13 protein-coding genes are annotated in these 22,624 nt (G+C 46.7%); 12 read left to right on the top strand and 1 reads right to left on the bottom strand.

The annotated features are described in order from the left end of the window. Window positions 1-271: 271 nt before the first annotated feature. Window positions 272-3,466 carry an SUMF1/EgtB/PvdO family nonheme iron enzyme gene (locus QUA58_RS12900; protein WP_333394372.1) on the bottom strand — a complete coding sequence of 1,065 codons (3,195 nt, stop codon included), beginning with the start codon at window positions 3,464-3,466 and terminating at the stop codon, window positions 272-274. A 50-nt stretch (window positions 3,467-3,516) separates the two neighbouring features. On the opposite strand from QUA58_RS12900, the gene QUA58_RS12895 reads away from it, so the two are divergent. The 12 genes from QUA58_RS12895 (at window position 3,517) to QUA58_RS12840 (ending at window position 22,620) form a co-directional block, all read left to right on the top strand. Further along, on the top strand, window positions 3,517-3,654 hold the full coding sequence (locus QUA58_RS12895) for a hypothetical protein (RefSeq protein WP_333250585.1): 138 nt from the start codon (window positions 3,517-3,519) through the stop codon (window positions 3,652-3,654). Between the two features lie 682 nt (window positions 3,655-4,336). After that, window positions 4,337-4,831 carry a hypothetical protein gene (locus QUA58_RS12890; protein WP_333394392.1) on the top strand — a complete coding sequence of 165 codons (495 nt, stop codon included), beginning with the start codon at window positions 4,337-4,339 and terminating at the stop codon, window positions 4,829-4,831. Window positions 4,832-5,015: 184 nt separating this feature from the next. Continuing rightward, entirely contained in the window at window positions 5,016-6,356 is a 1,341-nt protein-coding gene (locus QUA58_RS12885) for an ABC transporter substrate-binding protein (RefSeq protein ID WP_445243655.1), read from the top strand. 721 nt (window positions 6,357-7,077) lie between these two features. Continuing rightward, window positions 7,078-9,591, top strand: coding sequence for an MASE1 domain-containing protein (locus QUA58_RS12880; protein ID WP_333394370.1), 2,514 nt, complete (start codon window positions 7,078-7,080; stop codon window positions 9,589-9,591). Between the two features lie 1,123 nt (window positions 9,592-10,714). Then, window positions 10,715-14,434, top strand: coding sequence for a response regulator (locus QUA58_RS12875; protein WP_333394369.1), 3,720 nt, complete (start codon window positions 10,715-10,717; stop codon window positions 14,432-14,434). Beyond that, window positions 14,427-14,801 carry a response regulator gene (locus tag QUA58_RS12870; protein ID WP_015177895.1) on the top strand — a complete coding sequence of 125 codons (375 nt, stop codon included), beginning with the start codon at window positions 14,427-14,429 and terminating at the stop codon, window positions 14,799-14,801. The genes QUA58_RS12875 and QUA58_RS12870 overlap by 8 nt, the downstream gene beginning before the upstream one ends. After that, on the top strand, window positions 14,798-15,856 hold the full coding sequence (locus QUA58_RS12865; RefSeq protein WP_333250575.1) for an adenylate/guanylate cyclase domain-containing protein: 1,059 nt from the start codon (window positions 14,798-14,800) through the stop codon (window positions 15,854-15,856). The genes QUA58_RS12870 and QUA58_RS12865 overlap by 4 nt, the downstream gene beginning before the upstream one ends. Before the next feature lie 309 nt (window positions 15,857-16,165). Continuing rightward, a complete protein-coding gene (locus tag QUA58_RS12860) occupies window positions 16,166-16,684 on the top strand; it encodes a Ycf51 family protein (RefSeq protein ID WP_333394391.1) in 519 nt (172 codons plus the stop codon). Between the two features lie 180 nt (window positions 16,685-16,864). Then, window positions 16,865-19,039, top strand: a complete 2,175-nt coding sequence (locus QUA58_RS12855) for a tetratricopeptide repeat protein (protein WP_333394367.1) — start codon at window positions 16,865-16,867, stop codon at window positions 19,037-19,039. Window positions 19,040-19,188: 149 nt separating this feature from the next. Next, the gene (locus QUA58_RS12850) at window positions 19,189-19,551 is read left to right on the top strand and encodes a type II toxin-antitoxin system Phd/YefM family antitoxin (protein WP_333394366.1); all 363 of its coding nucleotides are present in this window, start codon (window positions 19,189-19,191) and stop codon (window positions 19,549-19,551) included. 263 nt (window positions 19,552-19,814) lie between these two features. Further along, complete coding sequence (locus QUA58_RS12845; RefSeq protein ID WP_333394364.1) at window positions 19,815-21,017, top strand: tetratricopeptide repeat protein; 1,203 nt, start codon at window positions 19,815-19,817, stop codon at window positions 21,015-21,017. Between the two features lie 79 nt (window positions 21,018-21,096). Further along, window positions 21,097-22,620: a carboxypeptidase M32 gene (locus QUA58_RS12840; RefSeq protein WP_333250567.1), complete on the top strand. Its 1,524-nt coding sequence runs from the start codon at window positions 21,097-21,099 to the stop codon at window positions 22,618-22,620. Window positions 22,621-22,624 lie beyond the last annotated feature (4 nt).

Raw genomic sequence — 22,624 nt, 5'->3', positions numbered from 1 at the left:
ACCAACAATATCTAATTGACCCCCCAAATATCTATAAACCCGCCCCCACCCAACCAATAACCCCAAACAACCCTTAAATTCCCTCAATTATTTAACATCTCGGTGGGGTGGGGGCGGGTTTGATAATTTGTCGATTGGTGACAAATATTTGGGTGAACCAGGGTTGATGGACTTTTGCTAGAGACTGACTCTCTAGTTTTTGCCTAACACCCTAAATTAGAGAGTCGGGTAAATCATACCATTTTAGTCACCATTAGTTATGGTATTGCTATCACCCGAAAATGAGATGAAAAAGAAAAGAAAAGATATTAAAAATAAAAATAGTGGGAATAAAAAAAATCAAAAAACCAACTGAAAGACCAATGAATAAGTCTCGCATCTCAGACGGAGACGGAGGGAGATCCGAAGCCAACACCACAGCCGAAGACGAAGACGCAGGAAGATCCGAAGCCAACGCCACGCGAAAACCGTAGTTGATGAAGCGAGCGGGTGGCGCATCGCTGAAGGAACGAAACGCAGAGCGGCAACTGATGCGATCGTAGGCCCACGAAGCACCGCGCAGCACCCGAGAGCGGTTATCATTCTTAATATTGACTAATAAATCATAGTTTCCATAACAATTATTATTATTTTTTTCATCCCAGACACTACCATCGGTAGGTGCGCCATTATAATTGCCATGCCAAGGATCAGCACACCATTCCAAGACATTACCGTTCATTTCGTATAAACCAAAAGCATTTGGGGGAAAAGTCCCCACAGGCATTGTTGTTGTTGTTCCCTGGGAATAAAGTTCTTTGGATGCTACACCGTAGGAATAATTGCCCTGATAATTAACTAAATCGGGGGTAATTGTTTTGCCAAAGTAGAAAGGCGTTGTCGTACCTGCACGACAAGCATATTCCCATTCCGCCTCGCTCGGTAAACGATAGCTTTTTCCTGTTTTCTCAGATAGCTTCTGACAAAAATTTATAGCATCATTCCAGCTAACATTTTCTACAGGTCTTTTTGCACCTTTGAAATGAGAAGGGTTAGTTCCCATTACTGCTTGCCACTGTTCTTGAGTAATGGAATATTTCCCCAAGTAAAATGGTTGAGCAATCGTAACTTTATGTTGGGGACGTTCCCTATCCTCACCTTTTCCAAACGGTGAACCCATCATAAAGCTACCTGCTGGAATATACACCATTTCTAACTTAACTTCCTTCCCCAAATTTTCGTCTTTTTGATAAGCTTTCCCCGCCTTCTTACTACTTGGTTTCCCATTCCAGCCCACTGTAATGATTTCAAAGGTAAATTCTTTACCTGTACTCGCTTTTTCCTCCCGGCGCAAACGTTCGGCTTCGGCTTCCCGCTGCTGACGTTCGCTTTCTTCTGCCTCCCGGCGTTGAATCTTTACTTCCGCTTCCTGTTTTATATCCTTTAATACACCCAAAGCAACATCGCGAATATGCAGTACACCCGGTAAACTCGGATCAATTTGCAAAGCGCGATTAAAATCTTCAATGGCCTTTTCTAACTGTCCTAATTTATGATAAACTAGCCCGCGATGATGGTAAGTATGAGCATCATTAGGATTTAATCGCAGTACCAGGTCAAAATCTGCGATAGCGCCCTGATAATCGCCAACTTGATAATAAGCCAAACCGCGCTGAATATTCGCGTCTAAGCGAGAACTATCTAACTGTAAAACTTGATAAAAATCTGTAATTGCCGAGGAATATTCCCCATTGTTTGCCCGTTGTAAACCCCGTTGCCAACAAGACTCAATGACGCTTAGTTGTAAATCCGCCCCCAAACCTTGCAAACATTGATTTAGCTTGGTTAAATAGGGCAAATCATCAATGGTTAAAGCCGCAGCCAAAGCATTTAATAACTGACTTTGTTCTGGAATCGGCAAACCATGCAGTTTTAACCAATCTTGGACAGACAAATATAACTGTGCTGCGGCCCACTGCTTGTCAGCCAAACTCAACAGAGATACAGCTAAATCCAAACGCAAATCAGGAATTAATGCCGACTGTTCTTCAGCCAAGTTGTCATATAATGCCTGATAATAACCCACTGCAATTTCTATGACAGTCTCCTGTTCCTCTGCGGGCATTTTTGCCAACATTTCCGGGAGTAACTGCGGCAGTAAAGGTGTTTTCCGCTCATCTGGAGGCAGAAACATCAGACAATATTCATCAACAATTAACCCGGCGATTAAAGCATGGAATATCCCGATAAATTCGGCCAAATCATTGTAATCATTTTTGTGCAAATGATAAGGGCGATGAATTTCGCTTAAATCTTCTCCTTCCTCTAGAGCACGGCGTTCAATTTCCGAAATTCGTAAATTTTGCTGATAGCCTTGAACTGTTTCCTCACCATAACGGCTATCAAAATCAGCCACAGGCTTACCAGAGTCAATATACGCTTGTCGTTTCCCTTGCCAATTCACAGCCCGTTGTTTGGCACAATCATACAATACCTCAACCCAAGGTAACTTATTAATTGGGGTTTGGTAGCGATATTTTTTAAAGTTAATATGCCAAAAGCCAAAGCGCAAATAAAAGTCATCGGGCGTGGCGGATGAGTCTAAAATGAGTGTGGGAATTACCCGCAAACCTGCAAATAAGTTTTCCGCCGCCGCTTCTTCCCGAAAAACATTACTCCGCCAATAACCGCCCATAAATTGTACTGGCCGGCCGTCGGTGATATACTTGTCTAGGAAGTTTCGCAGATAATTGCTTAAAAATTCCTCAGATACCGGAAAGTTTTGATTTGGTCTAGCCGCATCGTGAGTCAAGACTGGCGGTGATAAGAAAACTCGTAAAATGGGTGTATCTTCGGGGTTGATGTTGGCAATAAGGTTTTCGGCGGTGACGAAAATTGGGGAATTTTCTAAGTTTTTTTGTTTGACAATGGTGGCCATTGCTGTTTCGCGATTTGCCTGAGCAATCTCTCGTGCTAATAGAGCATCTAACTGTTTTAATTCTAGTTGGAGTTGACGCTGTTCGGCGATGCAGAATTTTTGCAATTCGGCGCGCAATACTTCTAGTTGGGCGCTGTGTTCGCGGTTGAGTTGGCCTTCATTGGCTTGAAAAGCCCAATTTAAATCCGCTAATTTATCTTGTAACTCGCGGTTAAGCATACCTTCATTGTGTTGACAAGCACCATTCATTTCTGCGAGGTATTGCTGTAAATCTCGGTTTAATTCGCCTTCTTCCCTTGTGACATCAAGGGTGGCTTGATATTGCAAGGCTTGGAGAAGAGAAATATTTTCTTGTAGTTTTATTTGTTTGTTAGCGTTTCCTGAATTAATCTTGGCAATAGAAATCGCAGTATCTGCATTGATATTAGCAATAGATAGGGCGGTTTCAGCTTGGATATCTGCTTGATATTTTGTCGAAAAAAGTTTCGTATTAGCATCATCTCTAATCTGAACCAAAACACTTTTTTTCCCTGGTAATACTTTCGTCATAAAAAATTGCTCCTATTTTGTATGGTTAAGGTTTGATCAACCAGATATTGATGGAATCTAAGCGTTATTTGGGGCTGTTGCTGGGGTGGGGGCGGGTTTATTCAGATGATTGGTGGGCGGCAAAATTGAGCGGTGAACCCGTCCCTACGGATTTTATTGAAGATTATACCCATAATTTTACCATTTAGAGGCGGGTTCATCCACATATTTGCTACCCATCGACAAACGATCAAAACCCCCTCCCCCCTCTTTGGGATTTTTAATGGCGACGCACCCTAGGACTGCTTTATTAAACTGAGAGAGGGGTGTTCCGAAGGACGATCGCCTACAATCTATAGGTGGTAAAGTTGTCAAAAGTGTGATCATATCTCCTCGAACATGGAAAAGCCGTCTAATCTCCCGCTTAAACTCAGCCGCAGCTTATTTGGAGACACCGCCGCACAATAAAAGTTTATTCATTCTGTCACAAATCCCCAAGCTTTTAATCCTGCTATCTTGTGGATGCAACCCAAACCCACAGAAAACCCATTTACTGTCGAAATTCCAGTTTTTAGGCAACCGCAATTTGTAGATAGACTAGCCTGAGAATCCCAGCCGGGAAAACATTCCTTACCTCAAGGACGACATTACTACTGTCTCGACTTTTCCTCAATCTTCGCCGCCTCCACCTTATTAACAATACCCCAACCAATCAAACTAATATTAGATATGTGAGCCGCCCCCGGAGGCAAAAGTGTATTTGCCTGGAAAACATTAAACCCAGAATTGCTCTTGTGCAACGAAGCCATAGGCAAACGCATGGGAATGCTTATCTCTAATTTAAAACGCTGTTAAATTCAACCATCCGCCACCGCGAACCTCGATTAAAAAATATTTGCCGAAAAGATACCAAAAACTGCTAATTTAGTAATAGTAGACGCTCCTTGTACAGGTCAATCACTCTTAGCAAAAGGAGACAAAGCACCCGGATGCTTTCATCATGTCACCATCAACAGCAATGCCAACCGCCAAAAAAGAATCTTAGCCAATTATGCTAAAATTGTAGCGCCGCAAGGTTATCTTACATACATGACCTGCACTTATTCAACCGCAGAAAACGAACAAGTCAACGAATGGCTGTTAAGCAGGTTCCCCGAATTTCAGCCTGTCACAGTTCCTGATTTAGCAAAATATCGATCGCACCTGACAGAAATTCCTTGCTATCGGATGTGGCCGCAGGATAAACTAGGAGCCGGAGATTTCACAGTTTTGTTTCAAAATACCTCAGAAGGAGAGACAAATCAGCTACCCGCCGATTTTATAGATTTAGCCAGTTTTACCAGAAAAAATTGGTTTAAAGCCTCTCCCTTAAAGGCGAGAAATTAAAAGAAGACGATTCATTACTTCAATCCTCTTCCTTCTAGGTAGAGGTAGCTGTCAACTGTCAACTGTCAACTGTCAACTGTCAACTGTCAACTGTCAACTGTCAATTGAACAACCTCTAACTATCCGCGTGCATCCGTGTTCATCTGCGGTTAAAAAAATCTTCTTCCCTAAATAAAACTAAAAAATGATTTTATCTAAATTATCCAAAACAATAAATATGAAACTAAAACTAGCTGTCGGCATTTTACTTATCTTAAATTTGCTAATATTAAACGGCTGTCAAAACAGCACAACCCCAGCATCCAAAAACGGCGAACCCATCGAACTCACACTGTGGCACGGCATAAATCCCCCGCCAAATCGCGACGTATTTAAAACTCTCACAGATCAATTCAATAAAACACATCCCAACATCCAGATAAAACCAATTTACATCGGTCAGCCCGACCAACAACTGCCAAAAATACTAACAGCAATAGTTGGAAATGCACCGCCAGATTTGCTTTGGAATGCTGCTACAATTTCAGGAAAACTAGCAGAACTCAACGCAATTGAACCCTTAGAAAACTGGCTCGATAAATCACCCCGGAAAGCGGAAATCTACCCGGCACTCTTCGAGTCAATGGAACTCGGCGGACACACTTGGTCAGTTCCCCTAGCGACAAACAACGTCGCCATCTTTTACCGTCCCAGCTTATTTGCAGCGGCAGGAATCAAAGAAGTGCCGCAGAATTGGGCGCAATTAAAGCAAGTAGCCCGATCGCTCACGCGAGACACCAACGGAGACGGCCGCACAGACCAACACGGCATAGTGCTCCCCCTAGGCAAAGGAGAATGGACAGTATTTACCTGGCTGCCATTCATGTTCAGCGCAGGCGGCGAACTCAAAGGCAAAACACCTCAAAGTCCTGTACCCCAAATAGATAATCCCGGTTCTCACGCCGCCTTAGAATTGTGGAGCGACTTGTTAAAAGAAGGTTCAGCAATATTGTCAGCACCCGAACGCGGTTACGAACTCGACAACTTCATCGCCGGGAAAGTCGCCATGCAAATCACCGGGCCGTGGACGCTAGCACAGTTGCAGCAAAGTGCGATCGACTACGCAGCAATGCCTTTACCGATTCTCAAACGCCCCGCAGCCGTCGTAGGGGGTGAAAACCTATTTTTAATGAAAACCTCGCCAGAACGAGAGCGAGCAGCCCTAGTATTCTTAGAATACGTTATAGGTGAAGAATTCCAAACAGCATGGGCATTGGGAACAGGTTACTTGCCCATTAACTTAAAATCGAGACAGAGCCAAGCTTATCAAAGCTTTGTGGAAAAAAACCCTGTTTTGCAAGTATTTTTAGAGCAAATGAACTCAGCCAGAGCGCGACCGATTATATCAGGTTACTCTCGCCTATCAGAAAACCTCGGTCGCGCCATAGAGGCAACCCTTCTCGGCCGCAACCCCCAAGACGCCCTTAAAGAATCTCAAGAGCGTTTGACACTAACCTTAGATATTGCAATAGCCAAGGACAAATAGACAAGAAAAAATATTTTTCTTAGCTGTAAATTATCCGCTTTCACTGTATTCGAGCGAAAGACTTAAAGCCTCGATTGATTGGTTAAAAATAAGCGTGAAAATCACTCCAGCCTGCACTTCTAATCAGAAACCGTGTTGCTGGCCCCAAACAGACCTAAAAGCAGAGATTTTACCAGAAATAATTGGTTTAAAACCTCTCCCTTGTAGGGAGAAATTAAAAGAAGACTATTCATTACTCCAATCCTCTTCCTTCCATGTAGAGGTCGCTATCAACTGTCAACCCTTCGACTTCGCTCAGGGCAAGCTGTCAACTGTCAACTGTCAACTGAAGTCGCTATTATTGGTATTTTAGGTATTTTAGGTATTATTGAGCATGATGCAAGATGTTAGGGTGAATAGAGTTACGATCGCCCGACACAAAAAGACACCCGCTGTCGCTCGGTAATAAAATTTTAACAAAAACCAAAAAATTACAAACCAATTGCTTAGCCATTAGAGATATATTTACAAAAAAGCGATACTCCCGAAATTCATGGGCAGATTTGATCGAACAAAAAAACCGCTCCCTCAACGGCACCACAAAAAGTGAGATCAAAAGCTTCTCCCAGTACCTACCACCCATGACCTACCATCACCTAATAGAAACATTTTCTCTACCCTCTGCCTGTCCCGTGCCACCTACTGAGACCCCAACAACCGTCCACCTTTTCCCCAAACGACCATGCAGACAAAGTTCCTTAATGCAATCAAAGGACATTCCTGGCGGTACTTCCTCGCAGTAGGCGCGATCGCCCTAATCTACTATTTGGCATCGCAATTCGCAATTTCCACCCTCACCCTGAGTTCAGAAATCTACCCCATGTGGCCAGCAGCAGGAATTGCCCAAGTCGCCCTGCTGCTGTTCGGGCGGCAACTGTGGCCGGGAATTGCGATCGGAGGCTTCCTGTTCAGCATGAGCGTACCGTCGGCCAACATCGGCACGGCATTGATCTCGGCCGGCGCCAGAACCCTGCAAGCCTGGACGGGAACTTATCTACTCCAGGGCATTAACTTTAACCCCGGGCTCGATCGGCTCAAAGACGTTTTAGGAATAGTCGGACTAGCAGCCTTGGGCTCTACCCTGATCAACTCCACCATCGGCAGCATCCTCGTATGCCTGACCGGTTTATCTAGCTGGAGCAATTTTGGCACGATTTGGGGGACTTGGTGGGTAGGAGACGCTATGGGAATTGTGCTCGTCGCCCCGCTGCTGCTGACGTGGCAACAATTGCCCAAAGTCCCCATCCATCGCAAACAGATAGCTGAACGAGCGATTTGGCTGCTGCTGCTACTAGCAGTCGGGTGGCTCGTCTTTTGCTCCCGCACCCGCGCCGCCTACGCCCGCTATCCCCTCGAATACTTACCATTTCCCCTAGTAGTTTGGGCTGCCTTTCGATTCGGTCAGCGCTACACCGCCCTCTCCAACCTCATCCTCTGCGGCTTCGCCATCTGGGGCATCGCCCGAGGCAGCGGCCCCTTTCTCAAACACGCCAGCAGCATCCCCCAAGCACTGTTATCCCTGCAAGCCTTCATCGCCGTCATCGCCGTCACCGGCTTAGTCTTAGCTGCCACCGTCGCCGAACGCCACCAAGCAGAAGCCTCCCTGCGCGCCAGCGAAGCCAGCCTCGCTAACGCCCAGCGCATCGCCCAGCTAGGCAACTGGGACTTAGACCGCAACGCCCAGCAATTGCGGTGGTCAGAGGAAATTTACCGCATCCTGGGACAGCAACCGGGAAGTTTTGAACCCAGCCTGGAAGCCTTCTTGGAATACGTGCACCCTGAAGACAGAGAATTAGTCAAAACATCGATCGAAGCCGCTTTATTTCAGCAACAGCCTTACAGCATCGACTACAGGCTCATACTCCCCGACGGCAGCAACCGCACAGTCTACGAACAAGCCGCCATCACCTCCCTCTACATCACCAGCACCGTCCAAGACATCACAGACAGAAAGCAAGCCGAAGCCGCCCTGCGTTCTTCAGAAGAAAGATTTTCCAAGGCCTTTCACGCCTCCCCAGTCGGGATCAGCATCTGCACCCTCACAGACGGATGCTTCCTCGATGCCAACGAAAGCTTTTTGCGCTCATTAGGCTGGCTGCAGCACGAATTTATCGGCCGCACTGCCAGCGACTTAGGAATATTTGTCAATTCAGAAGACGGGAGGCGGCTCGCCCAGATTTTGCAAGCACAAAATTCAATCAGCAACCAAGAAATCAAAATTCGCACCAAAGCCGGCGAAGTGCGCGACTGGCTGCTGTCAGTGGAACTCATCGACCTTGGCAGCACTCAGTGCGTTTTAATCATGACCACCGACATCACCGAACGCTTGCGTTCCGAAGAATTCCGCCGCGCCGCATTAGCCGCCGAAGCTGCCAATAGATCCAAAAGCATTTTTCTCGCCAACATGAGTCACGAACTCAGAACCCCCCTCAATGCCATCATCGGCTACAGCGAGATCCTGCAAGAAGACGCCCGAGACCTTGGTGCCGAAGAGTTCATCGACGACCTCCAGAGAATTAACACGGCCGGCAAGCACCTACTAGACCTGATTAAAGATATTCTCGACTTGACCAAAATTGAAGCAGGCCACACCGACTTGCACGTCGAAACCTTCACCATTTCAACTCTGGTTGAGGAAGTAGTTGCCACGATCGCGCCGATGGCAGACAAAAATAACAATATCTTAGAAATACAATGCTCTGAGGATATTGGCTCGATGCAGACCGACGTAACTAAACTCCGGCAGTCCCTGCTCAACCTGCTCAGCAATGCCTCGAAGTTTACTTCCTCCGGCGCAATTACTTTCGCCGTCAGCCGCTCCCTCCAAACCCCCGCCGAGGCTGCCAAGAGACGCAAAAAACTTGGAGCTTATACAGGAGGTGACCAAGCTGAAAATAGCTCGTCTCTGTTATCTTCCCCTCAAGATTGGATCGTTTTTACGGTCAAAGATACCGGCATTGGCATGAGTCCAGAACAGTTAGCCAAAATCTTTGAGCCTTTCACCCAAGCCGATTCCTCAACTACTAAAAAGTACGGCGGCACTGGTTTGGGGCTGACGATTACTAAGAAATTCTGCGAAATGATGGGCGGAGACATTACCGCATTCAGCGAGGTGGACAAAGGTTCTACTTTTACCATTCGGCTGCCAGCTATTTTCACAGACCTTTCGATCTCAACCGAAAAGTCTGACAACTAATATTTTTTTGACAGTTATTTTCGATGCCTGCAACTTTTATTTATAGCAACCGCCACATCGGTGAGGACATAAATAACTTCATGAATAGAGCCGATACCCGTACTGCATCAATGGTTTGATTCCCGTTATGCAACTGTCAACTGTCCACTGTCAACTGTCCACTGCTATACCTCCGCAATTGGCCGATCATTTTGCTAGCAGTTAGAGAGATTTGACACATAATTTATCACATTATTAACTCAGCTTTTTTCCTAGGTTTTTTTAATATAGAGTAATCTTAAATGAGTCGTAAAAATTTTACCCCACCTCAACCATCCCCTTGGTAAGGGGAGGGAGTAATAAGTTCACAAATGATGCGAAGATTGCTATAGAGCAATACGGTTTACTTAAGGCTTTTTGACGAATTTCTTAAGTCAACCATATTGCGGTAGGGGCAGCTTGGGCGAGCGAATTTATGAAATAATCGACTGTATCAAGGCAAAACCCGCCCTCTTAAGTAAACCGTATTGTGCTATAGAGGTAGAAGATTAGGGCGGGTTAGAGCACCCTAATTAATTTATGAGTAAAGACGAAAAGTGCTGAAATCATTTCCGCTGGCATGGGAATAATAAATTTTCCTGTCCAGTACCCGCGTCCGCGATCGTTTTTTGGCGGCCACCTAGTTTTTGAGGCTAAGTTCACTTGATTAATATTCCGAACAGTTTTTCTATAGCCCAATGGCGGATTCTCGCTTGACTTTGATCGACTGTGGATAATTAAATCAATGTCAGATCCACCCCGGGATTGAATTTAATTCGATTTTTTTATGCTCCTTGCCCTGTAAAGCTTGTAGTATCGTTACCCAAACTTTCCTGAGTATTGACTTGATAAGATGATATTATTATTTTTGAGCGTGCTGCCGACATTCAGAGGATTAATTGGTTGACAACCCTTAAAAGTTCTGAGAATTAATATAATTAGTGCAGTTTGAAAGATTTTGGAGAGGAGAGATGATCCCTCGGCTTCTCAATAAAACCTGTGATAGACTTTGATCGCGTACTTGTCCCCTACTGTATACCTACGTATATATACTATTAATTAAAAAGATATACTGTAGAAAGTTGCCTACAAAGCGCCAGAAAATATGCACCCCCACCTCCAGCGCCAACTCGAACAGCTCGGTTTAGTCGGCGAGTCTCCCCTTCCCACTGCTGAGCAGTGGCAGCTTTTATTAGAGCAGGTAAGTGGTAGCTATGACCGAGTTCAGAGTCAGCAAGAACTTCAGCAGGAAGATTGTTTTAACTTGGAGACGGTGGCATTAAAGGATTTAACTGACTCGCCCCAGTCCACTCAAGACTCTCCAACAGCTTCAGAATTCGATCGACTGCGGGCGAGTGTCAACAGTTTGGGGGCGGGATTGTGTATCCTTGACGCGAAGGGCTGTGTAATCTCGGTGAATCCAGAGGCAGAAAGCTTGCTGGGGTGGCGAGAGTCGGAACTTGCAGGCGTTTCCCTGCTAGAGCGCATCGGGAAGCAAAAGAAAGGCAACAAATCCCCACTTTTGACATATCCGAAACAGTCGCCAAGCAAGAGTGAAGATGCGACGATCGCACCTACACTAGATTTACCAGAGGCGATCGCCTCCGGTCAACCTTGCAGCAATTGGGACGACGAGTTTTTGTGTCGCGACGGCAAGATTTTACCAGTTTCCTATTTTTTCCATCCCGCAGTTGAGGGCAGCGAAATATCAGTCTTGGTGTTTTTTGACATTTTTGACATTAGAGAACACAAGCAATCGCTCTCGATGCTGCAAGCAGTTCTAAAATCTACAGATGCAGGAATTCTGGCGGTTGACAAAAACGGCAATATATGTAATTATAATCAGAAATTTGTAGAGATGTGGGGGTTGTCAGCCAGCCAAGGAAAGTTGAGCCGATCGACCTTGGACACACTCAAAAACACGATCAAAACAGGATTCCCCTTCGACAGGGAACAATTAAAATACCCGCAAAGATTTCTCCAAAACGTGATAAAAGTGTTGGCAGATTCAGATATTCAAATCAGCGAATTATTAGAATTTAAAAACGGAAAAATTCTGGAATTAAATTCGTTGCCCTCAAAAGTCGGAGCGAAAACAGTCGGTAGATTCTGGAGCTTTCGAGACGTTACCGAAGTCAAAAAAATAGAAGAATCTTTGCAGTATCGAATAGAATTCGCTCAGTTGATTGCCCGTTTGTCAACCCATTTCATCAGCCAGCCCTTATCAGAAATAGACAAAGGCATCGCTCAAACCCTGGAAGCGATCGCCACCTCGATCGGGTTTGACCGCAGTTACATCTACCTGTTATCATTCGACAAAACCCGCGCCAACAAAACCTACGAGTGGTGCGGCGAAAGCATTTCGGCAATTAAAGACAGCACCAATAAACAAATAGACATCGCACAAATCCCTTGGATCGCAGAAAAACTCGATCGCGCAGAATGCCTTTATATTCCAGAAATCGGCGAACTCCCGCCCCCAGCCAAAGCCGAAATTGGGTATTTTATCGGTCAAAATCCAGCCCAATTCCCGACAGACTCCCCATCCCAAACAGTCAATCAAACAGCAACCGCCTTAATACCTTCGATGGGCGCTTCCCTAAATAATTTAGAATTTAAAAAACAGCTAAAAAATATTCAATCGCTGATAATTATTCCCATAATTTGTAGTAAAAACCTAGTAGGATTTCTCGGATTCGATGGCAAACAGCAAACAGCAGGTCGAGCAACCGAAATATCCACACAGCTAAAAATGGTAGGAGAAATGCTCGCCAATGTCCTAGAGCGCAAGCGAGCAGAAGCAGCCTTGAGACAATCCGAAACAAAATACCGCAGCATCTTTGAAAACGCAGTCGAAGGCATATTCCAGACAACGCCGACCGGACACTACCTCAGCGGCAATAGCGCACTAGCCAGAATTTACGGCTACGAATCCTGTACCCAAATGCTTGCCGAGCTCACCGATATCAACCGTCAATTTTACGTTAACCCCAATCGGCGCGCCGAGTTTATGGCCCAATTGCGCGCGCGCCACCAAGTGTCAAAATTTGAATCCCAAATATACCGCCGAGACGGTAGCACGATTTGGATTTCCGAAAACGCGCGCAGCATCTGCGACGAAAACGGCAGGGTTTTGTACTACGAAGGCACAGTCCAAGACATTACCGATCGCAAACAGACAGAATCCGCCATGCAGTTGGCCCTAGAAGCAGCAGAATCCGCCAACCGGGCAAAAAGCACATTTCTCGCCAACATGAGCCACGAACTTCGCACACCCCTCAACGCCATCATCGGCTACAGCGAAATGCTTCAAGAAGAAGCAGAAGAATTGGGTAGTTGCGAATCCGTCCCCGACCTCGAAAAAATATGCAGCGCCGGCAAACACCTGCTGTCCCTAATTGACGACATCCTAGATATTTCTAAAATTGAAGCAGGCCGAATGGATCTCTACTTAGAAAGCTTCGACATCCATAACTTAATTGAAAGTGCTGTTGCCACGGCCAGGCCGCTGGTCGAGAAAAACGGTAATACCCTAGAAGTGTACTGTCCAGACAACCTCGACACCATGCACGCGGACATGACCAAAGTGCGGCAAGTGCTGCTTAACTTGCTCAGCAACGCTGCCAAGTTCACACAAAACGGGAGAATTGCGATCGGAGTGGAAAGAATTAAAAATGAACAATTAAAAATGAAAAATCAAGAGGAATCTTCCCAAATTTTAATTTCTAACTCCGAATTTTTAAGTTTCCGCGTCGCCGACACCGGCATCGGCATGACACAAGAGCAATTGCAGCGAGTTTTCCAACCTTTCACCCAAGCTGATGCCTCGACTACCCGCGAGTACGGTGGCACCGGTTTGGGACTAGCAATCAGCCAGCGCTTCTGTCAGATGATGGGTGGCAGCATTGAGGTCAGCAGCAGCTTGGGCGCAGGCACCACTTTCACCGTGCTCTTGCCCCGCGCCATCAAACAGCCGGAAATCCCCAACAAAGTCCACGACAGCACGAGCCCTCCGGATGCCCCCGCTGTCGGCACGGTGCTGGTAGTGGACGACGACCCGATCTCGCGGGATTTAATTCAGCGCACCCTCAGTCGCCAAGGACTGCACATAGAAGTCGCCGACAGTGGCGAGCAAGCTCTCCGGCTCGCTAAGCAATTACGGCCAGACGCCATTACCCTGGACGTGATCATGCCCGGAATGGACGGCTGGGCGGTACTCTCAGCGCTGAAGGCAGATCCTGACCTTGCCGAAATTCCCGTAATCCTGCTATCCTTTGTGGGCAACAAAAGCCTCGGCTTTGCATTGGGTGCCTCGGACTACCTCACCAAACCAGTGGACGGCAAACGGCTGGCTGCCTTGTTGAACAAGTACCGACGCGACCAAGACGGCTTTGCAAGTAACAATTTGACCTGTCAGATTCTAATTGTGGAAGACGACGTTGCCACGCGCGAAATACTGCGATGCGTACTAGAAACACAAGGCTGGGCAGTAACGGAAGCTGACAGCGGACGTGCTGCTCTCGATCGGCTAAAAGTTGCTCGCCCGCACCTGATATTACTGGATTTGATGTTGCCAGAAATGGATGGTTTTGAGTTGATCGGGGAAATTCGCAAATCCCATTCGGGAGATCCTATACCGATTGTTGTGATCACGGGGAAAAACTTGACACCGGCAGAAAGCCAGCAGCTAAACGGCTACGTCGAGCGGGTGCTACAAAAGGGAGTCTACAGTTGCGATACTTTGCTGCGCGATGTTCGCTCTATAGTAAATGAAAGGCTCGATCGCAGGTACGACTCGAAAGGCAAGGAGAAAACCAATGGCTAAAATCCTGTTGGTCGAAGATAACGAAATGAACAGGGATATGCTTTCCAGGCGTCTGGCCCGCAAGGGACACGAGGTCTTTATTGCTGTTGACGGTGCTGAGGGAGTGTCGATGGCACTCGCGAAAGTACCAGATTTGATTCTGATGGATATGAGTCTGCCGGTTCTCGACGGGTGGCAAGCAACGCAGCAAATTAAGGCGGCTCCTGAAACTAGCAGGATTCCGGTGATTGCCCTGACGGCTCACGCAATGGCGGGCGATCGTGAAAAGTGTCTTGCCGCCGGCTGCAATGACTACGACACCAAACCGGTGGAGTTTCCCCGACTTTTGGGTAAAATTGAAACGCTTCTGAAAGAGGCCCTGACATGAAAGGTGACGAGGGCAGCGTGCTGGTTGTTGACGACAATGAGGTAAACCGCGATTTGCTGGCCCGCCGACTTCAGCGTCAAGGCCATTTGGTGACTGTTGCTGAAGATGGTCTCCAAGCTCTGGAAATGTTGCGAAGCGATCCTTTTGATTTGGTTCTGCTAGACATTATGATGCCGCAAATGAACGGCTATCAGGTGCTGGAAAATCTCAAGGCTGACGAGAATTTGCGCCACATCCCGGTGATTATGATTTCGGCGGTGGACGATATCGACAGTATTGTGCGCTGTATTGAGTTGGGGGCGGAGGATTATCTTTCTAAACCTTTCAATCCTGTATTGCTCAAGGCTCGGATTAGTGCTTGTCTGGAAAAGAAGCGGCTGCGGGATAAGGAGCAAACTTATTTGCGGGAGTTGGCAGAGGAAAAGGAAAAGTCGGAACGTTTGCTGTTAAATATTTTACCAGGCCCGATCGCGCAGCGCCTCAAAGAAGGGGAAATTACGATCGCCGACAGTTTCGCTGAGGTAACAGTAATGTTTGCCGATTTGGTCGGTTTTACGAAGCTTTCGGCTCATTTGTCGCCGGCGGAGTTGGTAGAATTGCTCAACGAGATTTTTTCAGCTTTTGACGAGTTGGCCGAGCGCTACGGACTTGAGAAAATTAAGACGATCGGCGATGCTTATATGGTGGTTGGCGGTTTGCCTAAGCCGAGCGACAACCACGCCGAAAGCATTGCCGAAATGGCGCTCGACATTCAAACAGCAATCGGTAAGATGCACGCCAAGGGAGGTCAACCCCTCAGCATCCGCATCGGCATCCACACGGGCCCGGTGGAAGCTGGGGTAATCGGTACTAAAAAATTTACTTATGATTTGTGGGGAGACACAGTAAATACAGCTTCGCGGATGGAATCTCAAGGGGTACCGGGCGGCATTCAGGTGACAGTTGCTACCTACGAACGCCTGCAGGACAAGTACGTTTTCCAAGAGCGCGGCGTGATTCCAGTGAAGGGTAAAGGCGATATGATGACTTATTTGCTTGTGGGCCGAAAGGCTTAATTGGTCATTGGTCATTGGTCATTGGTCATTGGTCAACAGTCACTGGCATTGGTTGTTTGTGATGTCGTTCTTGGTTGAATTGGATTTTTTTAACCGCAGAGAGCGCAGAGGACACAGAGAGAGAGAATGGAGAGATGAATGCAGGAGGATGCTACCGGATTTGATATTATTTGTAGGTTGTTATTTGTCCCGTTTTAGTTGTTAGTTGTTAGTGACTACCAATAACTAATGCTAACAGTTAACAGTCAACAGTCAACAGCCAACAATCAACAGTCAACAGCCAACAGTCAACAATTACATAATTCTCAAATGAACGTAAATTCTAACCTATTAATGTATGCCCAATGGGCAGGAATTCTGACAGCGGCTTTGCTGGTTTTAACAGTTATAGCATTTATTTTTAAATGGGGCTTTCGCTTCCGTTTGGTCGGAGTGACTAGCTTTATGGCCGTAATTGCTGCGAGTATATTTGGTCTTGGTTTGGGACTGTTTGCGCGCACGGAAATTCCCGGCGCGGTGCGCTATTCTTTAGTTTACGATACTGGCGGCGCTCAAACAGTTGTTACGGTGCCGCCTTCGATTACTGAATCGGAGTTAGAAGCAACGATGCAGCAAGCGGCGGCGGATTTGTACTCCCCAGGGCGTTCTGGACGCGGAAGAGACTACATGACAATCCGCGTTCGGACGATCGTACATCCAGAGCCGGGGCTGTCGCAGCCGCTGTTTTTGGGTGAGGTGAGGCGATCGCTGGCGGTTAGGTATGATGAGAAAATGGCGATCGACATCTTCCCCGAAAAAGTTGCTATTCTGAAAAAGTATCAAGCCTGATAAATCCTGTGGGGGCGGGTTTTACCAACAAGAATTGCCTCAAACAGACAATCTCGTAAACTGCCCCCACCACTAGATAATTCGACGATTGAAATCGCTTCTTTTCAAACAAATTTCCTCTCTAAGAGACTAGAATAGCCGACAAAAAATACTTTAAAATTATCAAAAAGCTATCTAATTATGACTCAAGAATCTGAAAAAAGGCAAGCTTGTTGGAAAAGATGGAACCGAGAAGATGATCTCGCTTTGACTCCTCAAGAACGGAAACGGGAATTGGTGAGAATTCAAGTTTTAATTGATGAGTATGAGCCAACACCAGAACAAAAAGCTGATTTGTTTTTAGAACAAGGTTTATTGTATAGCTTTGGTGAAGAATACGCAAAAGCGATCGCCTCCTACGACAAAGCCTTAGAAATCAAACCAGATAATCACGAAGCCTGGAACAATCGGGGCAATGCACTGCGTAATTTAGGCAGGCATGAAGATGCGATCGCCGACTACGACAAAGCCTTAGAAATCAAACCAGACTTTCACAAAGCCTGGTACAATCGGGGCAATGCACTGCGTAATTTAGGCAGGCTTGAAGATGCGATCGCCGACTACGACAAAGCCTTAGAAATCAAACCAGATTTATACGAAGCCTGGTACAATCGGGGCAATGCACTGGGTAATTTAGGAAGATTTGAAGATGCGATAGCCTCCTATGACAAAGCCTTAGAAATCAAACCAGATTATCACGTTGCCTGGTTCTATCGGGGCAGTGTACTGGGTAATTTAGGTAGGCTAGAAGAAGCGATCGCCTCCTACGACAAAGCCTTAGAAATCAAACCAGATTTTCACGAAGCCTGGAACAATCGGGGCGTTGCACTGTATAATTTAGGCAAACTAGAAGATGCGATCGCCTCCTACGACAAAGCCTTAGAATTCAAACCAGATTATCACGTAGCCGGGTCGAATCGGGGCATTGCACTGGATGATTTAGGGAGGCTTGTTGAAGATGAAGATGCGATCGCCTCCTACGACAAAGCCTTAGAAATCAAACCAGATGACCACGAAGCCTGGTATAATCGGGGCCTTGCACTGGGTAATTTAGGAAGATTTGAAGAAGCGATCGCCTCCTACGACAAAGCCTTAGAAATCAAACCAGATTATCACGAAGCCTGGAACAATCGGGGCAATGCACTGGGTAATTTACGCAGGCATGAAAAAGCGATCGCCTCCTACGACAAAGCCTTAGAATTCAAACCAGATTATCACGAAGCCTGGAACAATCGGGGCAATGCACTGGGTAATTTACGCAGGCATGAAAAAGCGATCGCCTCCTACGACAAAGCCTTAGAAATTAAACCAGATGGCCACGAAGCCTGGTACAGTCGGGGCATTGTACTGCGTAATTTAGGCAGGCTTGAAGATGCGATCGCCTCCTATGACAAAGCCTTAGAATTCAAACCAGATAATCACATTGCCTGGAAAGATCGGGGCATTGCACTGGGTAATTTAGGAAGATTTGAAGAAGCGATCGCCTCCTACGACAAAGCCTTAGAATTCAAACCAGATAATCACATTGCCTGGAAAGATCGGGGCATTGCACTGGGTAATTTAGGAAGATTTGAAGAAGCGATCGCCTCCTACGACAAAGCCTTAGAATTCAAACCAGATTATCACATTGCCTGGGAGAATCGGGGTATTGCACTGGGTAATTTAGGAAGATTTGAAGAAGCGATCGCCTCCTACGACAAAGCCTTAGAATTCAAACTATATAAACACGAAGCCTGGAACAATCGGGGCACTGCACTGTATAATTTAGGCAGGCTTGAAGATGCGATCGCCGACTTCGACAAAGCCTTAGAAATCAAACCAGATTATCACGAAGCCTGGTACAGTCGGGGAACTGCACTGTATAATTTAGGCTGGCTTGAAGAGGCGATCGCCTCCTACGACAAAGCCTTAGAAATCAAACCAGATGACCACGAAGCCTGGTATAATCGGGGCATTGCACTGGGTAATTTAGGCAGGTTTAAAGATGCGATCGCCTCCTACGACAAAGCCTTAAAATTCAAACCAGATGATCACGTTGCCTGGTTTAATCGGGGCGTTGCACTGTATAATTTAGGCAGGCTTGAAGAAGCGATCGCCTCCTACGACAAAGCCTTAAAATTCAAACCAGATTATCACGAAGCATTTTATAATAAAGCTTGCTGTTATGGGTTACGGAGTCAAATTTACCAAGTAATTCAAAATTTGCAGCGTGCGATCAATCTGAATCCTGACACATACCGAGAAATGGCAAAAAATGACTCGGATTTTGACAGCATTCGATCTGATATTCGGTTTCAAGCCTTGATTCAAGGATAGGGATTTGCCGCCCAAGTGCGGGCGGGTTTATGAAATTGTCGGTTTGAGGCAATTATTGTTGGTAAAACCCGCCCTTACAGCATCACAAATACTCTTCAACCGAAGCTAGCGGACACGATATGATAGAAGAATTAGTAGCGAGGTAAAAGATGACTCAACTAAATGTAACCGTAACCAATGACAGATTTCCCGAACTCATCGCCCATGTCGAGGATACTGGAGCACGAATCGTCATAGAACAGGAAGGAAAGGCGATCGCTGCTATCATTACTTATGCAGATTTCAAGCGACTCGAAGCACTAGAAGCAGCCCTAATTAACAAATCAAAACTAGAAGAATATCAATGGCTAAAAGCTGCGATCGCAAATCCAGCCTTTGATTCTCTGAGAGACTCAGCAGAAGATATCTACACTTTAGCTGATGGCTTGCCCTTCCACGACTCAGAATGGATTAAAACAGTAGCGATAAAGCCTAATTTTGGTTCGATTCTCGACCCTGAAAAAGACATTTAAATCTTGGGTGAGGTTTGTGATACCTGAGTGCGATCGCCCTTTTTACGCTTCTACGCAATTTATGAAAAAAAATAGTATTAATCTATACCTTGAAACCAGAGAGTTGCGTATAGATTAGAAAAGGTTGAAAAAATTGCAGAGTTACTATAAAATTGCCATAAATAACCAAATATAGGCGATCAATCAATTGCGATCGGCAGCGAAAACTTAATCAATATAAAGAAAAAGCGACAATTTTACAAAAAATAATGAGGTGAAACCCCTTGCAAAAATTAGCCAGCATAGAAAAGCCGATCGACTCAGGGGAAAAATCCATAGCAGTCAACACCCAAAAGGCTCAAACATTGTACGAACGCGGCAACGCCCTAGAAGCAATGGGACGATTCCAAGCTGCGATCGAATCTTGGGAAGAAGCGATCAAACTTGAACCAAAATTTTATGAAGCCTGGTATAACCAAGGCGTAGCCCTCAAAAAATTGGGAAAGTTAGAAGAAGCGATCGCAGCCTACAACAAATCCCTACAAATCAAACCCAACAATCCCGAAGCGTGGTATAATCGGGCCAACGTTTTGCGGAAGCTCAACAGACTCTCCGAAGCGATCGCATCCTACGAAAAGGCGATCGAACTCAACCCCAGCTACCCCGAAGCTTGGACGAACCGCGGCAACACCCTCGTCAGCTTAGAGAAATTATCAGAAGCCATCGCCTCCTACGAGAAAGCTATAGCCATCAAACCAGACTACTGCGAAGCTTGGTACAACAAAGCATTTGCCCTGAGAAAATCTGACCAAAATACAGCGGCGATCGCCTCCTACGATAGGGCACTGGAACTAAGACCAAACTTGCATCAAGCCTGGTACAACCGCGGCTTAGCCCTAGCCGATGAAAAACTCTACCCGGAAGCCGTCGCCTCCTACGACAAAACCCTGCAACTGCGGCCGAATTCCGCCGAAGCCTGGAACAAACGCGGCAGGGCGATCGCCCAAATAGGACAATTTGAAGAAGCGATCGCATCCTGGGACAAAGCCCTCGCACTCAAGCCAAACGACAGCGAAACCTTTTACAACCGTGGCTTAGCCTTCGCCAACTTACAACGCTTTGAAGAAGCAATAACCTCTTGGGACAAAACCGTAGAGTTGCAGCCAGACAACACGGAAGCCTGGTACAACCGCGCCGTCGCCCTCAAAAAAATCCAACGATTTACCGACGCGATCGCCTCCTACGATAAAATCATCGCACTCAAACCCGACGATCCCAACCTGTACTATCAAAAAGCTTGCATTTACGCCTTGGAAAAACAAGCAGGCGAGCTCACAAACAGCCCGGAACTTGTAGCCACCAGTATCGCGCGGGCGATCGAAAACTTATCCAAGGCGATCGAACTCAATCCGCATAAATACCGGAAATTGTGCAAAAATGACTCTAAATTGCGTACAATACGGGAAGAAGTGCGGTTTTTAGCTTGATTTCAGGGTAGCTATGATTGATGGATACGGATGCCGCACTGCAACCTTTGTAGGCAAAACAGCACCATAAACCCCAATCATGCAAACCCTAGACAAAACTCAAGCAAAATTCGCTCAACTGGCAGCCCACCTCAGAGAAGTTAACGACATCGAATCAGCCTCGTCGCTGCTGCATTGGGATCAATCAACTTATATGCCGGCCAAAGGTGCAAATGCCAGAGGCCGCCAGTTGGCTACTCTCAAACAAATATCCCACGAAAAATTTACAGATCCAAAAATAGGTGAACTCCTAGAAGACTTGCGTTTCTACGAACAAACCCTCCCCTACGACTCCACCGCAGCCAGCCTGATTCGCATAGCCCGCAGAGACTACGATCGCGCCTCCAGAGTCCCCGCAACCTTCATGTCCGCACTCTGTCGCCACCAAGCCGACAGCTACGAAGCTTGGGCCGCAGCCAGGGCAGCCAACAACTTCGCAGCCGTTGAGCCGTATCTCGAAAAAACCCTAGAATTAAGCAGGCAATACGCGGACTTTTTCCCCGGCTACGAACACATCGCCGATCCGTTGATCGATCGTAGCGACTACGGCATGAAAGTATCCCTGCTGCGCCCGCTTTTCGCCAAACTGCGTGAAGAATTAGTGCCGATAGTCGAAGCCATCACCTCGCAACCTCCCGCCGACGACTCCTGCTTGCACCAAGACTTCCCAGAATCCCAGCAACTAGAATTCACCCGCAAAGTCGTAGAACGCATGGGGTACGACTTCCAACGGGGACGGCAAGACACCACCCTGCACCCGTTCATGACCAACTTCTCCATAGACGACGTGCGAATTACCACCCGCGTCTACGAAGATCACTTGGATCAAGCTTTGTTCAGCAGCATCCACGAAGCCGGACACGCCCTCTACGAACTCGGCAATTCCCCGGAATTTGAAGGCACCCTGCTTGCAGGCGGCATTTCCTCCGGCGTGCACGAAAGTCAGTCGCGACTTTGGGAAAATATGGTCGGCCGCAGCCGCGGTTTTTGGGAATGTTTCTACCCGCAACTCCAAGGCGTATTTTTGCGACAGTTGGGACACGTATCCACTGACGCATTTTACCGGGCAATTAACAAAGTCTCGCGATCGCTCATCCGCACCGACGCCGACGAAGTAACCTACAACCTCCACGTCGCCATCCGCTTTGACCTAGAATTGGCAATGGTAGAGGGAAAACTAGCAGTGCGAGACCTCCCCGAAGCCTGGAACGAACGCTATAAAACCGACCTTGGTGTTGTCCCTCCCACCGATAGCGAAGGCGCGATGCAAGATGTTCACTGGTATGTTGGTACGATCGGCGGAATGTTCCAAGGTTACACCCTCGGCAACTTGATGAGTGCCCAATTCTACGAAACAGCAGTAAAAATCAATCCTGAAATTCCCGTAGAAATAGAACAGGGCAATTTTAGCGTACTCCACGACTGGCTAAAACAAAACATCTACCAGCACGGCCGTAAATACACCGCTGTCGAATTGATAGATCGCGTTACAGGTTCACCTTTAACTATCGATCCCTTTATCCGTTACATTCGCCACAAATACGGGGAGTTTTATGTCATTTGAGGGA

It is taken from the genome of Microcoleus sp. N9_A1, assembly GCF_036701795.1.
Lineage (GTDB): Bacteria > Cyanobacteriota > Cyanobacteriia > Cyanobacteriales > Microcoleaceae > Microcoleus.
This window is presented reverse-complemented; position numbering and strand designations above follow the sequence as displayed.